This window comes from Luteibaculum oceani (genome assembly GCF_007995015.1).
Taxonomy (GTDB): Bacteria; Bacteroidota; Bacteroidia; order Flavobacteriales_D; family Luteibaculaceae; genus Luteibaculum; species Luteibaculum oceani.
Genome location: NZ_VORB01000001.1, coordinates 63,333 through 78,406, shown reverse-complemented (window position 1 = coordinate 78,406; position 15,074 = coordinate 63,333). Strand labels below are relative to the sequence as shown.

The following is a 15,074-nucleotide window of genomic DNA, read 5'->3' as shown; positions in this document are numbered from 1 at the left end:
ATGAAAGACTTTACGCCACATACATACTGCGAATCCCTAACTACATATAAAAGATTATCGACACTTGAGGTAACGGTAGGATCGGTAAAAATTGGCGGTAATAATCCCATCCGACTGCAAAGTATGACTACCACCGACACCATGAATACCAAGGAAACCGTGGAGCAATCTGTAAGGATGATTGAAGCGGGCTGTGAGTTGGTGCGTATAACTGCCCCTAGTAAAAAGGAGGCTCAAAATCTGCTAGAAATTAAAAATGCTCTAAGGGCTATGGGGCATGATACTCCTCTAGTAGCGGATATCCATTTCACACCCAACGCAGCTGAGGTTGCGGCGCAAATTGTGGAGAAGGTAAGAATAAACCCGGGGAACTTTGTGGATAAGAAAAAATTCGAGTTCATAGAGTATACCGACGATAGTTATCAGGAAGAGCTAAACCGAATAGAGAAGAAATTTGTACCCCTTGTTGAGTTGTGTAAAAAGCATAACACTGCAATGCGTATTGGAACTAACCACGGTTCTTTAAGCGATCGAATTTTAAGTCGCTTTGGCGATACTCCAGAGGGGATGGTGGAGTCTGCACTCGAATTTTTGCGCATTGCAAAAAGGATGGATTACCACAACATAGTACTGAGCATGAAGGCCAGTAATACTCTTGTTATGGTACAGGCATATCGCTTGTTGGTGAATAAGATGCATGCCGAAGGAATGAATTATCCATTGCATTTGGGCGTTACTGAAGCTGGAGATGGAGAAGATGGAAGAATAAAGTCTGCTGTGGGTATTGGTGCTTTGCTAGAGGATGGGCTTGGCGATACCATTAGGGTTTCGTTAACCGAAGAACCGGAAGCAGAAATTCCAGTTGCGGCAAAATTAGCTGCATCATACAAAAATAGAATAGATAGAAGTCTACCGGATATCTCGGATTGGTACAATATTAATCCCTACGCATATCAAAAAAGTGAATCGAAGGATTTAGGTTGGATTGGTGGTGGAAATCATCCTGTTGTGCTTTCAGATTTATCGGATCGCGACCAGATTAAACCAGCAAGTCTTTTCCCAGTTGGATATAATTATTCCGTGCCACTAGATAAATGGAATATCATGTCCATGGCTGTAGATGCCGTGTACATAGGTAAAAATAACCTCGATTTTGAAATTCCCGGAACTTTACACGTCTTGCAGGATGTTGAGGTATGGGAGCAAAAGGAAAGGGTACATCCCGTTATAGATTTTAATCAACTAACCGAAAGGTCGCTTCCTTCTACTGAGGTATTTGTGAAAATTTCGGATACCCAGGTTTTTGAAAATGATGATTATTCTGTTTTACCAGACAGGGCGGTAATAGTTTTAAGCTCTGCTGTAGAAGAAGGTCAATCTTTACGTGCCGCATTTTTAAAATTGAGATCCAATTCTAAGGCACCCATTATCATTCAAGTTGGCGATAAGCGAGCGGAAAAGGAAGATGTACAGTTGTACGCGTCTGCAAGGGCCGGACTACTATTAATCGACGGGTTAGGAGATGGATTATTCTTAGATGCGCCCAAAATTCCATTAAAAGACAAGATGGAAACATGTTTTGGGATACTTCAGGCTACGCGAACGAGGATTTCTAAAACGGAATATATTTCTTGTCCAAGTTGCGGTAGAACCCTTTTCGATCTTCAGGAAACTACGGCTAAAATCAGAAAGGTAACCAACCACTTAAAGGGGGTGAAAATTGGTATTATGGGCTGTATTGTAAACGGTCCAGGAGAAATGGCCGATGCAGATTATGGCTACGTAGGCACGGGGCCAGGAAAAATTACGCTTTATAAAGAAAAAGAGGTGGTAACACGAAACGTGCCAGAAGAAGAGGCCGTAGATGCGCTTATTGATCTTATTAAAACACACGGCGATTGGAAAGAGCCGGAAGCAGTATGATAGAGGGTTAGGATTTCCGTACGGGAATAATCAAATCACATCTTTATTCTAATTAGAAAGGCTACTGCTTAAAAAAAGCAAATAAAAATCCCCAGCTCCAATTATTTCCAAAAAAATAGGACATAAAAAAACCGACATCTTTTGGATGTCGGTTTTTTCTTAGTTGCCCGACTAGGGCTCGAACCTAGACTCTTCTGAACCAAAATCAGACGTGTTGCCAGTTACACCATCGGGCATTGTTTCGCGAATGCGGGTGCAAATATAAATACTTTCTTTTTAATCCCACAACAAGAATGATGCATTGATTAAATTTTTCCGCCTGCTAATATTTTTAAATTCGCAGCGTTAACTGTTTTCGATGGAATATAAAAAGTTGAATAACCTAGTCGGATGGTTTGTATTTATTATCGCCACCGCCACTTACGTATTAGGAGTTGAACCAACCTCAAGTTTTTGGGATTGTGGGGAATTTATTACCTCGGCATATAAGCTGCAAGTTGGGCACCCACCCGGAGCTCCCCTGTTTATGCTTATCGCCCGCTTCTTTACCATTTTTGTTCCTCAAGATCTTGTTGCATACGCCGTTAATATTATGTCGGCATTATGTAGCTCATTCACCATCCTGTTCTTGTTCTGGTCGATAACAGCACTGTTAAAAAAGTTACAACTACGTAGAGAAAAAGTATTGGACCAAGGGAATATCTGGGCAATAATGATAGGCGGTGTTATTGGTGCACTTGCTTATACCTTTTCAGATTCTTTCTGGTTCTCTGCAGAAGAGGGAGAGGTATATGCAATGTCTTCGCTTTTCACGGCCGTGGTATTCTGGTCCATCCTGAAATACGACGAGGTAGCCGATAAGCCACATGCCACTCGCTGGTTAGTTCTTATTGCTTATTTCATGGGATTATCCATCGGGGTTCACCTTCTTAACCTTCTTGTAATTCCTTCTATTGCATTTGTTTACTATTTCAGAAACTTTAAAGTGACCAGAAAAGGGGTAATCTATACCTTCCTGATTTCCATGGTTATTTTAGGGGTATTCCAATCGATCATCATTCCTGGCTCAGTGAAACTGGCTAGTAAATTTGAGTTGCTATTTGTTAACTCACTAGGCCTTCCATTTCATTCTGGATTAATTTTCTTCTTGATTTTAATAGCAGCGGGAATTGTTTTTGGATTGAATTACACCAAGAAAAAGGAAAAACCACTTTGGAATACGGTCCTAATCTGTCTTGGAGTAGTCCTTCTAGGGTACAGTACCTATACTACCATCATGATTCGTTCTGCTGCGAATCCACCCATGGATGAAAACAACCCAGAATCGGTTTTCTCATTACTTTCATACTTAAATCGTGAGCAATACGGAGACCGCCCTCTTTTATACGGACAATATTGGATGGCTCCGCTAGACCCAGCGAACCCCAGAAGAGATGGAAATCCGGTTTACACGAAAGGATATACAGTTAAATCTGGAGAGCGTACCATAAGAACTTATGCTGCCAATTTTGAGGCAAGTCAATTCATCGAGTCCTCAAAGCTTCCTAACCTAAGCATAGAAACGGAATACATTGTTTCCGATGACCAAAAGGGAGCCAAGTACAACTACGATCCTGAGTTTTGCAGTATTTTCCCAAGGATGTATTCTCCGCAAGACAATCATATTTCACAATATAAGAAGTGGAGTAACTTCGAGGGGAAACCCATAAGAACAAGAGACCCACAAACTGGGCAGCAAACCATTCTAAGAAAGCCAACAGTTGGAGAAAACCTTAGGTTTTTCTTCGCCTATCAGATAGATTGGATGTATTGGCGCTACTTTATGTGGAATTTCGCGGGTCGTCAAAATGATATTCAAGGTCATGGAAATCACACCGATGGAAACTGGCTTTCTGGAGTCGATTTTATAGACGAGCAACGCCTAGGTAATCAGGAAAAAATTACCGAGACCCAGAAGAATAACAAAGCGTATAATAAATTCTATCTACTTCCATTTATCCTAGGGATGATTGGATTGGTATTCCATCTATTTAGAGACATTAAGGGATGGTCTGTGGTGATGCTATTATTCCTTACTACAGGATTGGCTATTGTGGTCTACTTAAATCAATATCCTCTTCAACCAAGGGAGCGTGATTATGCCTATGTAGGATCTTTCTACGCCTTTGCAATTTGGATAGGATTTGGAGCCTATGCCCTATACCAAATGGCAAGAGAAGCTAACTTAGCGGTACTTAAGAAAATTGCTATTCCTTCATTGGGAGCAGGTGCCTTCTTATTCTTAGTAGAGGCCGCTTCGGGATCAGATCATGGACTTTCATACTCTATTTTATACATTTCTGTTGTAGCACTTATCGCCTTAGCCTTGTTCAGCTTTATTGGAACCAAGGTTAAGAAGCCGCTTACTCAGGCAGCTTTGGCCCTATTGGTTACCATTCCTGTGCCATTAATTATGGCGGCAGAAGGGTGGGACGACCACAGTAGAGCGAAGCGTGAAACTGCAGTTGCATTCGCAAAAAATTACCTAGATAGTTGTGCTCCAAATGCCATCTTATTTACCAATGGTGATAACGATACCTTCCCACTTTGGTATGCGCAGGAAGTAGAGGGGTATAGAACTGATGTGAGAATTGTTAACCTTTCATTATTGAATACCGACTGGTATGTTGATCAGATGAAGAGAAAGGCATACGATTCAGATCCTGTTCCATTTAGCTTAAGCGAATACCAATATCGCCAAGGAACTCGCGATATTGTTTTCCTGGATAATTCTAAAAACAAAGCGGGACTGTACGTAGATGTTGATCGAATTATGGACTTTGTTAAAGACGATGGAAACAAAGTTCAAACGCAAGGCGGAGAATCGGTTTTCTATATTCCAACCAAACGCTTTAGCGTAAGTGTAGACAAAGACAAGATATTGTCTAACGGTACAGTTGCGGTTAAGGATTCCAGTCTAGTTGTTGATGAAATAAAATGGCAAATTAATAAGCGCTACTTATTAAAAGCACAATTAATGGTGCTAGATCTACTGGCTACTAACGATTGGGAACGTCCAATTTATTTTGCAGTAACTACTGGGGCCGATGCATACCTTGGACTTCAAGATTACTTCCAATTAGAGGGCTTAACGTATCGTTTAGTTCCAATTAAGAGCAATAACTCTAATCCTAATGTGAGTGGAAGAATTGCAGCGGATATCATGTACGAAAATCTGATGCAGAAATTCACTTGGGGTAACATGGATACCGAGGAAATCTACATGGATGAGAATAATTTAAGGATGACAACTAACCTTAGACTACAATTCTCAAACCTTGCCGATGAATTTATTGCTGCTGGTGATAACGAAAAAGCAAAGGAAGTTCTGGATAAGGCCTTTGAGGTTATGCCGGAGAAAAATGTACCATATAACCGAATTGTTCAGCCGCTGGTTGAAGGGTATTACCAAATTGGAGATACTGCTGCTGCAAATAGATTAAGTGTTCGTTTATTTGAAATTTTCGAGGATGACATCGATTACTATACCAGCTTAGAACCGGAGTTTTTGGTTCAGGATAGAAGGGAAATGGAAATTGCCCAAATGGTAGCCAATCGAATCGTTCAAATGTCGGGTCGTTTTGGAAACGATACTGCGCTAACTGAAGATTTAAGAGCGAGGTTACAGGTGTTAAACCAAAAGGTAACCGAGGCGAACGAGAAGCTTCAATCAAGAAATCAAAGAATAAGTTTCTAATGATACCAGCTAATACACCTCAGTGGATTCAAAAAGCAATCCCTGGGGTGCTATGGCGTGTAGAAACCGCAGAAAAAGAACTTTATTTAACTTTTGATGATGGTCCAATTCCCGAGGTTACACCCTGGGTGTTGGACCTTCTTCTTTCGTACAATGCCCAAGCTACCTTCTTTTGTATTGGGGATAATGTGCAAAAACATCCAGCTATTTACCAAAGGATAATAGAAGAAGGACATGGGGTAGCAAACCACACACAAAACCATTTAAATGGCTGGAAAAGTTCTAAGAGTAACTACGTAAGCAACGTAGAGGCCTGTTCAAAATGGGTAGATAGTAAGCTTTTTAGACCTCCTTATGGCAAATTTACCAAGGGGCAGTTAGAATGGCTTAAAAGACGTTACACAACCATTTTATGGTCGGTTTTAAGCAAGGATTACAGTAAAAATTTATCTCCTCAACAGGTTTTAGATAATGCCTTGAAATGCAAGGAGGGAGATATTATCGTATTTCACGATAGTTTAAAGGCCCGAAAGAATTTAGAGTATGTGCTCCCCAGATTTCTGGAACACTATCAAAATCTGGGGTACACGTTTAAGTCGATTAAGGTTTAACCGTCGGTAAGTCCTGATCTCTCCAAGCGGTAATCCCACCAGATAAATCATATACCTCGGTAAAACCCAATGTTTTAAGTTTTGCAGCTGTTTTACCAGATCTCCCTCCCGATTTACAGTATACATAAACCGCTTGCTCCTTATTTAACTTTTTGAGTTCTGCCTCAAATGCAGGAGAAAAGAAGTTGATCATTTTAGCTCCTTCAATAATCCCTTGATTCCACTCTTCTGGAGTTCTAACGTCCAATAAAACCGCATTTTCATGGGTTTTAAAGTTTTCAATAAAAACCTTTGGCTCCAGTACCTCATTTTGAGCGCAAGCGCTAAGATTTAAACCTAGAATCAATATAAAGAATAAATACTTTTTCATAGTTAACTTACTGTTGCTCCGTTCATAACGTCGGAATTACCTTCCACAGTATACAGTTTTTCTTGGTCATCTTCGGCAAACAATAACATACCTTGGCTTTCTATACCCATTATTTTTCTTGGTGCCAAGTTGGCCAGCATCAATACCTTTTTCCCAACTAAATCTTCTGGGGAGAAGTGTTTCGCGATTCCCGAAACCACTGTTCTTTCCTCCGAACCAATGTCTACCTTCAATTGGAACAGCTTCGAAGACTTGGGCACCTTTACAGCTTCTTTTATTTCTGCCATTCTCAAATCCATTTTCTGGAAGGTATCGAAGTCGGTAAGTTCTTTCATGGGTTTTACTTTCTGATTATTGGCTTTGTTGTTTTGCGCTAATTTTTCTATTTGTTTATCAATATCAGCATCCTCCACTTTGGAGAATAGAAGTTGTGCTTTGTTAATTTTATGTCCAGCTTCTATCCAAATATCGCTTTGTAAAGTTCTCCAAGTAGCTGGTTCCAGATTTAGCATCGCGTCTAATTTCGCAACAGTGTTTGGTAAAAACGGAAGTAATACTCCGCGCAATCCTGCAGTAATTTCTAATGCTATAGACATTATCGTTTTTACGCGTTCTTGATCCGTTTTTATCTGCTTCCATGGCTCCTCATCAGCAAGATATTTATTTCCCAGTCTGGCTAGGCTCATTGCATGCTGAAGCGCTTCTCTGAATTTGTATTCGCTTAATGCCTTTTCTACTCGTGCAGGGATTGCTTTAGCTTCCGCTAGTACTTCTTTATCGGTTTCATTTAAGGTGTTTGGCGCCGGAACTTCACCTTCGTAATACTTATGGGTTAGCACAAGAGCGCGGTTTACAAAATTTCCAAGCACAGCAACGAGTTCATTGTTAACTCTAGCTTGAAAATCTTTCCAGGTAAATTCACTATCCTTTGTTTCTGGGGCAATTGAACACAATACGTAACGCAATTCATCTTGTTTTCCAGGGAAATCTTCAAGGTATTCGTGGAGCCATACCGCCCAATTTCTAGAGGTTGAAATTTTCTGCCCCTCAAGATTCAAGAACTCGTTTGCGGGTACGTTTGCCGGAAGGTTGAAACCCTTGTTTAGTTTCAGAAGGATGGGGAAAATAATACAGTGGAAAACGATATTGTCTTTTCCAATAAAGTGGATTAATTCGCTATCCTCACTTTTCCAGTATTCCTTCCAATCTTTTTTTTGTTGGTCTGCCCATTTTTTAGTTGCAGTTACGTATCCAATTGGGGCGTCTAACCATACGTAAAGAACTTTTCCTTCAGAGTTCTCCAGAGGCACCGGTACTCCCCAGTCCAAATCACGTGTCATGGCTCTACTTTGCAAGCCACCGTCTATCCACGATTTACATTGTCCAAGTACGTTGTTCTTCCAGTCCGAAGGATTATGCGTTTCCTTTCCCTCTAGCTTTCCTTCTACCAACCAATCTCTTAGCCAGTCCTCATGCTGCTGCATAGGCAGGTACCAATGGCTAGTTTCCTTCTTTACTGGAGTAGCTCCACTAATTGTAGATTTTGGGTTTATCAAGTCGTCCGGACTTAATGCCGATCCACATTTTTCACATTGATCTCCATAAGCTCCTTCATTTGAGCATTTCGGGCAGGTTCCAGTAATGTACCTGTCCGCTAAAAACATGCCTTCCTTTTCATCGAAATATTGCTCCGACTTTTTTTCTTCAAAGGCTTGGTTTTTATGTAGCTCAAGAAAAAATTCCTGAGCCATTTCTTTGTGGTCATCACCTGAGGTGCGGTGGTAGATATCGAAAGACATACCGAAATCTTCAAAAGCTTTTTGAATGATTCCGTGGTATCGGTCTACTATTTCTTTTGGTGTAGTTTTTTCTTTTTTGGCGCGTAAAGTAATTGCTGCACCGTTTTCATCACTTCCGCATATAAAGGCAACATCTTTGCCCTGTGCTTTTAAAAAGCGCACGTAAATATCTGCAGGTAAATAGGCTCCTGCTATATGTCCAATATGTAAAGGCCCGTTTGCATATGGAAGGGCTGCGGTTACAAGGTATCTTTTAGCTTTGCTCAACGTGTGAAAAAATTTGGGCAAAGGTAGCCATTTGCATCGCGCCAAAAAATTGAGATTAACGTAGATAAAATAGGAAATAATTATGAGCCATACCCCCACCATCGCTTTAGTTGCTACTGCACGTTTTGCGGAGGAATCTTTTTGTATACCAGCCATTCAAAGACTCAATGAAATGGGGTGTAACGTGGTTTTGCCTCCAAACTTTTATGCATCTGATAATCAGTTTGGCGGTTCGGATGAAATCCGTTTTAAAAATTTTAGATGGGCTTGGGATCAAACCGATGTAGATGCTATTTGGATTGTTAGAGGTGGTTATGGCTCTATCCGAATAGCTCAAGAAATTAAGCAGCTTATTCGTAACAAGCCTAATGATAAAGTGCTTATTGGATACAGCGATGTTACTGCCCTGCATGGATTATTTCAACGTTGTGGATTTTACTCCATTCACGGTACCATGCCAGTTAATTTTGGCACAAATACCCCGGAATCTCTGGAGCGTATTGTCGATTTTTTAAAGGGTAATAAACTGCCTGGTCTAAGTGCAACACGCAATCAATTTAACAGTCCTGGTGTGGCTTCAGGTCATTTGGTTGGAGGTAACCTTTCGATGCTATATTCTATGCAAAATACGCCTTACATGCCCGAACTGAACGGCGCGATATTGTTTATAGAAGATCTTGATGAGTATTTGTATCACATAGATAGGATGATGCAAAACTTGAAACACTCTGGGGCCTTGGATAAAATAGCAGGATTGGTGGTGGGCCAGTTGAGCGACATGAATGATAACACCGTTCCTTTCGGGAAAAATGCGAATGAAATAGTATTCGATTACACCAAAAATCTTGGGATCCCCGTTGCATTTAATTTCCCCTTTGGTCACTGCGAAAATAACTTACCTCTTATTCATGGAGCACAGGTAAATCTTCGGGTTTCTAGCAAGGAAAGTGCTATATTAGAGTATGTCGGATAATAAAAAGAAAGGCGATTGGGCGGAGCAGAAGGCGATAGCCTATTTGAGGAAAATTGGACATGATATAATTGAGACCAATTGGCGATTTGGAAGATTAGAAGTGGATATCATCTCAAGTCACGAAAATTTTCTGGTTTTTACCGAGGTTAAATTTAGAAGTTCTGATTTTTTCGGTCAACCACATGAATTTGTAACCCGAGCTAAGCAAAAGAAAATAGTTAGAGCTGCGAATGAGTATGTAATTTCTACACAATTCGATGGTGAAGTGCGATTTGATGTTGTTGGAATTGGAGAATTTGATTTACAGTATTTTAAGGAAGCTTTCAGGCCGTATTAATTAACCTATCTTTGTGCAAATTTTTTAAGCAATGGGCAGAGAGCGCAGTAATTGGAGAGATAAAGGAAGTAGAAGAGGAGCTCAAGCTAAACGCGAGGATTCAAGACAGGAGTCTGGCGATAAACCCAGAGGTAATAAACCTTTTAAACCTGGGTTTAAGAAGGAGTTCCGACGCAATAAAGGACTAGAAAACATCCCTAAGTTTTCTTCCGAAGTTAGATTAAACAAGTTTTTATCTAATGCCGGAGTTTGTGGAAGACGCGAGGCAGATGTACTGATCAAATCAGGAGCAGTTTCAGTAAATGATGTTCACGTAACGGAGTTGGGGATTAAAGTAAATCCTGACAAAGACGTTGTAAAGGTTGATGGTAACCGAGTTAGCTTGGAAACCAAGCAATACTTTGTACTAAATAAACCTAAGGATTTTAACCCGCTAATGGGTGATCCATACAGCCGTAAAACAGTGAGTATATTGATGAAAGGAGCTTGTAAGGAGCAAATTTACCCCGTAGATAAGGTAGATAAAATGACCTCTGGAGTTTTGCTTTTCTCTAACGATGGAGACCTTATCATCAAACTGTCACATCCAAAATTTAGGATCAAGAGAATTTATCACGTAACGCTAAATAGAAAGTTTGCCGAGCAATCTCTTGAGGAGGTTAAAGAAGGTCTGGAAATTGATGGACATTTCTTTAAACCCGAAGCAATTGAATTTGTGGGTAAGGGTGATGATAGAACCCAAGTTGGTCTGGAAATTACCACGGGTAGACACAGTGTGGTAAGAAAGGTTTTCGAACACTTTGGTTGTAAGGTAGTTGCCATGGATAGAGTGTATTTTGGTGGAATTACCAAAAAGAATCTCCCTAGAGGTAAATACAGAAAGCTTACAGAGCAGGAGGTGATAAACCTAAAAATGATGAAATAAGCAATTATCTCAACAAGGCTTCGTTCGCAACTTAAATCCTTTAAGCTCAATCGCTTAAACGGCCATCTTAAATTTGTTCCATGCTGCGATTACTAAAAAACCTTGTTTTTTGGCTGCTAATGCTGTGTATTACGGCATTATGCAGCTTGTGGTTGCTTTCTAAATACTACGAACAAGACCTGGTTAAAGAGGTGACCAAAGCAGCAAACGAACACCTTACTGCTGTTGTTGAGGTCGGAAATGTCAACCTCGACCTTATCCGCAGATTTCCCAACGCCGCAGTTTCACTAAAGGATTGCCGCCTTACAGATTCAGAAAGCGAAATTTTGAATTTGGAGGTAATTAACCTCGAGTTTTCCCTTTTGGATCTGCTTCAGAAAAAGATAACCATCAGCAAATTAAGTGCGCAGAATGGAAATCTCGATGTTGTGCAGCAATCAAATGGGAAATGGAATGTAGAGGTATGGAAATCTCAGAACTCCAGTTCCAGCAATGTTACATTTGATATTAGGGAGATCGAATTTTTCGATGTAAAGTCCTCTCTTAAAACAAAGGATGGAGATTTTCTCACAGCGGAATTCAAGAATTTGGAGTTAAGGGGTGAAAATCAATTCAAAAAGCTAGTTCTTTTCCTCGATGCCGACCAATTTAAATTCAGTAATTCCAATGGGGTTTTTCTGGAACCATCTAAGGTAGGTGGTCAGCTGTGGCTAGAAATTGAGAATAATAACCTTAAGTGGAAATCCGATGGGATATCCGTTAATGGACTGGAAATTTCAACCCTAGGAAATGCAGATTTTTCTGGTAATTGGTCCGCTAACTTTATCACCATCAATCCCTTGGTGTTAGATCAATTGAGTTTCCTTCCCATTATTTATAAAACCATACCCACAGAGGTAAAACCAGATTCTAAATTCAAGCTTTCAGCCAATATTTCAGCTAAAGAAAACATAGAATTGGATTTAGACTTGAATGTATTGTCCGGTGCCTGGAAATCGGGAGATGACTGGCTTACCCTGAAAAAAGGAGTATTAAATGTTAGCTATTCTGAGCTTACGGAAGAAGTCTATGTGAAATTTCAGGAAGGAGCAGGACGCTATAAGTCATTCGATTTTAAAACCGAGAAAGGGGCAATTAGGGTTGTAGAAAATAGAACTAACCTTTGGTTTGATGGGGTTGAAATCACGACTCAGAAACAAATTTGGGACGAACTTCAAGGTCAAGTTAGTTATGTAGGAAGCATTGGGCTTACCCATTCTAGTAATGGTTTGCGAATTAATGCAGGAGAAGGGGTATTAACGGGAAAAAATATCCAAACTGGAGCGGGTTGGAAAATCGAAGATGTTAGGGTTAAAAATTCGGATGGAAACCTCCAAGTTCAATCTAGCAACATAAAAATAGATGCCGGAGAAGTGAATTACTCTGGAACCATTTTTTACGGTAACGATTTACTAAATCCAAAGCTCAAGATTACGGGGTACCTAGCCTCCGAGGAATTCGATTTCAATCAGCTTACTTCCCAAAAAAGCTCAGATCCAACTGCCGAGTCTGAGCCAATTAATGTAGAAGTGGAACTAGATTATTACATAAAGAAGGCTAACTATCAAAAAATCTCGTCTTCTGAAAATATTGGACATGTGGTTTGGTCGGAAAATGAAATGCATTTTTCGGGTTTCAACTCCCAATTGAACGATGGAGTTCTAGGTGGAGATTTAAGCTTTTTCTTTTTGCCCAACAAATCGGTGAAACTTTCGGGTGATGTGTTGCTGGATGGAATGAATATTAAAACGTTGTTTGCCGACTTCGAGAACTTTGGTCAGCAAACGCTGAAGTCTGAATACATAGCAGGAAATATGGATGCTAACATTAAGTTCTCTTGCTTTTTAACTCCAAATTGGGAGCTTCAGTCGCAAACTCTTGATGCCTCGGGCAACGTACTTATTGCCAATGGAGAATTGGTTGAATTTCCATTGTTTGATGATTTAGCGGCAGCTATAAAGGGTAACCTGCTTACGAATACCTTTATCAATGTAAAAAAGATGTCCCAGGCATTGAAAACAGTACGCTTTGATAATCTGGGGAATGAGTTTTCAATTAGGAATGGAAATATTACGTTTCCAAAAATGAGTATAGCTTCCAATGTTTTTAATCTAAATATCTCCGGATCGCATAAACTCACCAATCAAATAGATTATAAACTAGATTTTCTCCTTGCAGATGCATTAAACATCGGGAAAACCAATGAGGAAAGGGAAAGCGGAAAACGAATTTTTCTTCGTATTACAGGAACAACCGAAAACCCAGAGTTTGCAATTGACAAGGAAGCTGCGAAAGAGTATAAGAAAAACAAGCAGGGACAAGATGTTGGCTTGTTTAAGGAGATTTTTGCTAATGAAACCAATACCCAACCCGAAAAGCCTCGGGTTCTGATTCAAATAGACAGCAGCACTACCCAGGAAAATTCTGAGAAATTATCCCCCCAAGACAAGAAAAAGCAAAAAAAACCGTCTTGGTTACGAATTGAAAAGGAGGAAAAATCTAAAGTTGAAATTTCCTTCGAGGAGGAAGACTTTTAAGCATGAACTTATATTCTCGAAAGCAAGGCACAAAAATTGTCCTTTTTATATTGGCTTCTCTTATTATCGGGGTGTCTTTGTTTTATTCCAATCGCATTGTAAATAAAATTCGAAACGAAGAAAGGCAGAAAGTAAGGCTTTGGTCAAACGCCATTCAAAATAAGGCAGATTTAGTCGCCTATACCCAAAAATTATTTGAAACACTCAGGTCCGAGGAGCGAAAAAAGGTGAAGCACTGGTTCATGGCGATCAGTATATTAACCTCCAACGAAACCAATGATTTAGACCAAAAAACCTTTAAACTACTTACGGATATCATTTCCGATAACACCACTATCCCAATAATTGTGGTGGATGATAAGGGAGAGGTAGTAATTGAGAAAAACATTTTGGAGAATAGCGCTCCCACCGATTCCATTTTGTCTGCGGAATTGGAAAAAATGAAAAAAGCTTTCCCTCCACTAGAAATAGAATACACCAAAAATAAACGCCAGTACCTTTACTACCGAGAGTCGCACATCTTTAGGGAGTTACAACAGGTTATGGATAACCTGATTAACAATTTCATTTCCGAAACAGTGATTAACTCTGCAAGTGTGCCGGTTATTTTTACCGATGGTTCGCACGAAAAAGTAATCGCTTCGGGTAATATAGATTCAATCGTAATTAATACACCAGAACTGCTCGCGGCTATGATTGAAGAAATGAGCGAGCAAAATGCTCCCATAAAGGTGGCACTGGAACAAGAGGATCATTACATTTTCTATAAAGACTCCTTCATCCTAACCCAGTTGCGATATTACCCCTATATACAATTAGTGGCCATTGCCGTATTTCTTTTGATTAGCTACCTACTGTTTTCCACATTTCGCAACGCCGAACAAAATCAGGTTTGGGTGGGAATGGCCAAGGAAACGGCACACCAATTGGGTACCCCGTTATCATCTTTATTAGCTTGGAAGGATGTTTTAGAGTCGCAGGGGGTTGATAAATCTACCCTCAAGGAAATGGGGAACGATATAAAACGCTTGGAAGTAATCACGGCTCGTTTTTCAAAAATTGGAGCTGCACCTGAGTTGTCGCCAAGAAAAATGTTACCCATTATCAATGCTGGGGTAGATTATTTAAAACCGAGAATACCGAGAACGGTTGAGATAAATATTAGTGCAGAGGATGCCAATACTGCTGCAAAGATTAATATTCAGCTGTTTGAATGGGTATTGGAAAACCTTATTAAAAATGCTGTGGATGCCATGCAGGGCTCAGGTAAAATTGATATTAATCTCCAATCAAAAGGTGCTGAGGTTATCATAGATATTACAGATACCGGAAAAGGAATTCCTGCAAACAAACAGAAGACGGTTTTTGAACCTGGCTACACCACCCGCAAAAGAGGTTGGGGCTTAGGTTTAACCCTTGTAAAGAGAATTATAGAGGATTATCACAAAGGAAAAATCTTTGTAAAACATTCAGAACCAGGTGTAGGTACAACCTTTAGGATTCTTTTACGGGCATAACGCTTCTTAATGCCTAAATTCGCGCCAAAGTTTTTTGGTA

10 protein-coding genes and 1 tRNA gene are annotated in these 15,074 nt (G+C 40.0%); 8 read left to right on the top strand and 3 right to left on the bottom strand.

All coding sequences use genetic code 11. The features are described from left to right. Nucleotides 1–1,923: a (E)-4-hydroxy-3-methylbut-2-enyl-diphosphate synthase gene (ispG, locus tag FRX97_RS00310; protein ID WP_147012202.1), complete on the top strand. Its 1,923-nt coding sequence runs from the start codon at nucleotides 1–3 to the stop codon at nucleotides 1,921–1,923. A gap of 163 nt (nucleotides 1,924–2,086) precedes the next feature. On the opposite strand, the gene FRX97_RS00305 is transcribed toward ispG, so the two are convergent. Next, nucleotides 2,087–2,159 (bottom strand) — tRNA-Gln (locus tag FRX97_RS00305). Between the two features lie 122 nt (nucleotides 2,160–2,281). On the opposite strand from FRX97_RS00305, the gene FRX97_RS00300 reads away from it, so the two are divergent. Further along, a complete protein-coding gene (locus tag FRX97_RS00300; protein WP_147012200.1) occupies nucleotides 2,282–5,659 on the top strand; it encodes a protein O-mannosyl-transferase family in 3,378 nt (1,125 codons plus the stop codon). Next, the gene (locus FRX97_RS00295) at nucleotides 5,659–6,270 is read left to right on the top strand and encodes a polysaccharide deacetylase family protein (protein WP_147012198.1); all 612 of its coding nucleotides are present in this window, start codon (nucleotides 5,659–5,661) and stop codon (nucleotides 6,268–6,270) included. Before FRX97_RS00300 ends, FRX97_RS00295 begins: the two co-directional genes overlap by 1 nt. Here FRX97_RS00295 and FRX97_RS00290 read toward each other — a convergent pair. Together FRX97_RS00290 and metG are read right to left on the bottom strand one after the other, a co-directional pair. Continuing rightward, nucleotides 6,260–6,640 carry a rhodanese-like domain-containing protein gene (locus FRX97_RS00290; protein WP_147012196.1) on the bottom strand — a complete coding sequence of 127 codons (381 nt, stop codon included), beginning with the start codon at nucleotides 6,638–6,640 and terminating at the stop codon, nucleotides 6,260–6,262. The genes FRX97_RS00295 and FRX97_RS00290 overlap by 11 nt on opposite strands. 2 nt (nucleotides 6,641–6,642) lie before the next feature. Then, nucleotides 6,643–8,706, bottom strand: a complete 2,064-nt coding sequence (gene metG / locus FRX97_RS00285) for a methionine--tRNA ligase (RefSeq protein WP_223266529.1) — start codon at nucleotides 8,704–8,706, stop codon at nucleotides 6,643–6,645. Nucleotides 8,707–8,788: 82 nt separating this feature from the next. Here metG and FRX97_RS00280 point away from each other — a divergent pair, with 82 nt between their 5' ends. The 5 genes from FRX97_RS00280 (at nucleotide 8,789) to FRX97_RS00260 (ending at nucleotide 15,034) form a co-directional block, all read left to right on the top strand. Next, complete coding sequence (locus FRX97_RS00280) at nucleotides 8,789–9,679, top strand: S66 peptidase family protein (RefSeq protein ID WP_147012193.1); 891 nt, start codon at nucleotides 8,789–8,791, stop codon at nucleotides 9,677–9,679. After that, on the top strand, nucleotides 9,669–10,016 hold the full coding sequence (locus FRX97_RS00275) for a YraN family protein (RefSeq protein ID WP_147012191.1): 348 nt from the start codon (nucleotides 9,669–9,671) through the stop codon (nucleotides 10,014–10,016). Before FRX97_RS00280 ends, FRX97_RS00275 begins: the two co-directional genes overlap by 11 nt. Before the next feature lie 31 nt (nucleotides 10,017–10,047). Then, nucleotides 10,048–10,941: a pseudouridine synthase gene (locus tag FRX97_RS00270; RefSeq protein WP_147012189.1), complete on the top strand. Its 894-nt coding sequence runs from the start codon at nucleotides 10,048–10,050 to the stop codon at nucleotides 10,939–10,941. 80 nt (nucleotides 10,942–11,021) lie between these two features. Next, complete coding sequence (locus tag FRX97_RS00265) at nucleotides 11,022–13,517, top strand: AsmA-like C-terminal region-containing protein (protein ID WP_147012187.1); 2,496 nt, start codon at nucleotides 11,022–11,024, stop codon at nucleotides 13,515–13,517. A 2-nt stretch (nucleotides 13,518–13,519) separates the two neighbouring features. Beyond that, on the top strand, nucleotides 13,520–15,034 hold the full coding sequence (locus FRX97_RS00260; protein WP_147012185.1) for a sensor histidine kinase: 1,515 nt from the start codon (nucleotides 13,520–13,522) through the stop codon (nucleotides 15,032–15,034). Nucleotides 15,035–15,074: the final 40 nt, after the last annotated feature.

What these genes read in the sequence shown, in the direction of transcription:
- ispG (WP_147012202.1), top strand. Translation starts at nt 1, where the DNA reads ATGAAAGACTTTACGCCACATACATACTGCGAATCCCTAACTACATAT.
- FRX97_RS00300 (WP_147012200.1), top strand. Translation starts at nt 2,282, where the DNA reads ATGGAATATAAAAAGTTGAATAACCTAGTCGGATGGTTTGTATTTATT.
- FRX97_RS00295 (WP_147012198.1), top strand. Translation starts at nt 5,659, where the DNA reads ATGATACCAGCTAATACACCTCAGTGGATTCAAAAAGCAATCCCTGGG.
- FRX97_RS00290 (WP_147012196.1), bottom strand. Translation starts at nt 6,640, where the DNA reads ATGAAAAAGTATTTATTCTTTATATTGATTCTAGGTTTAAATCTTAGC.
- FRX97_RS00280 (WP_147012193.1), top strand. Translation starts at nt 8,789, where the DNA reads ATGAGCCATACCCCCACCATCGCTTTAGTTGCTACTGCACGTTTTGCG.
- FRX97_RS00275 (WP_147012191.1), top strand. Translation starts at nt 9,669, where the DNA reads ATGTCGGATAATAAAAAGAAAGGCGATTGGGCGGAGCAGAAGGCGATA.
- FRX97_RS00270 (WP_147012189.1), top strand. Translation starts at nt 10,048, where the DNA reads ATGGGCAGAGAGCGCAGTAATTGGAGAGATAAAGGAAGTAGAAGAGGA.
- FRX97_RS00265 (WP_147012187.1), top strand. Translation starts at nt 11,022, where the DNA reads ATGCTGCGATTACTAAAAAACCTTGTTTTTTGGCTGCTAATGCTGTGT.
- FRX97_RS00260 (WP_147012185.1), top strand. Translation starts at nt 13,520, where the DNA reads ATGAACTTATATTCTCGAAAGCAAGGCACAAAAATTGTCCTTTTTATA.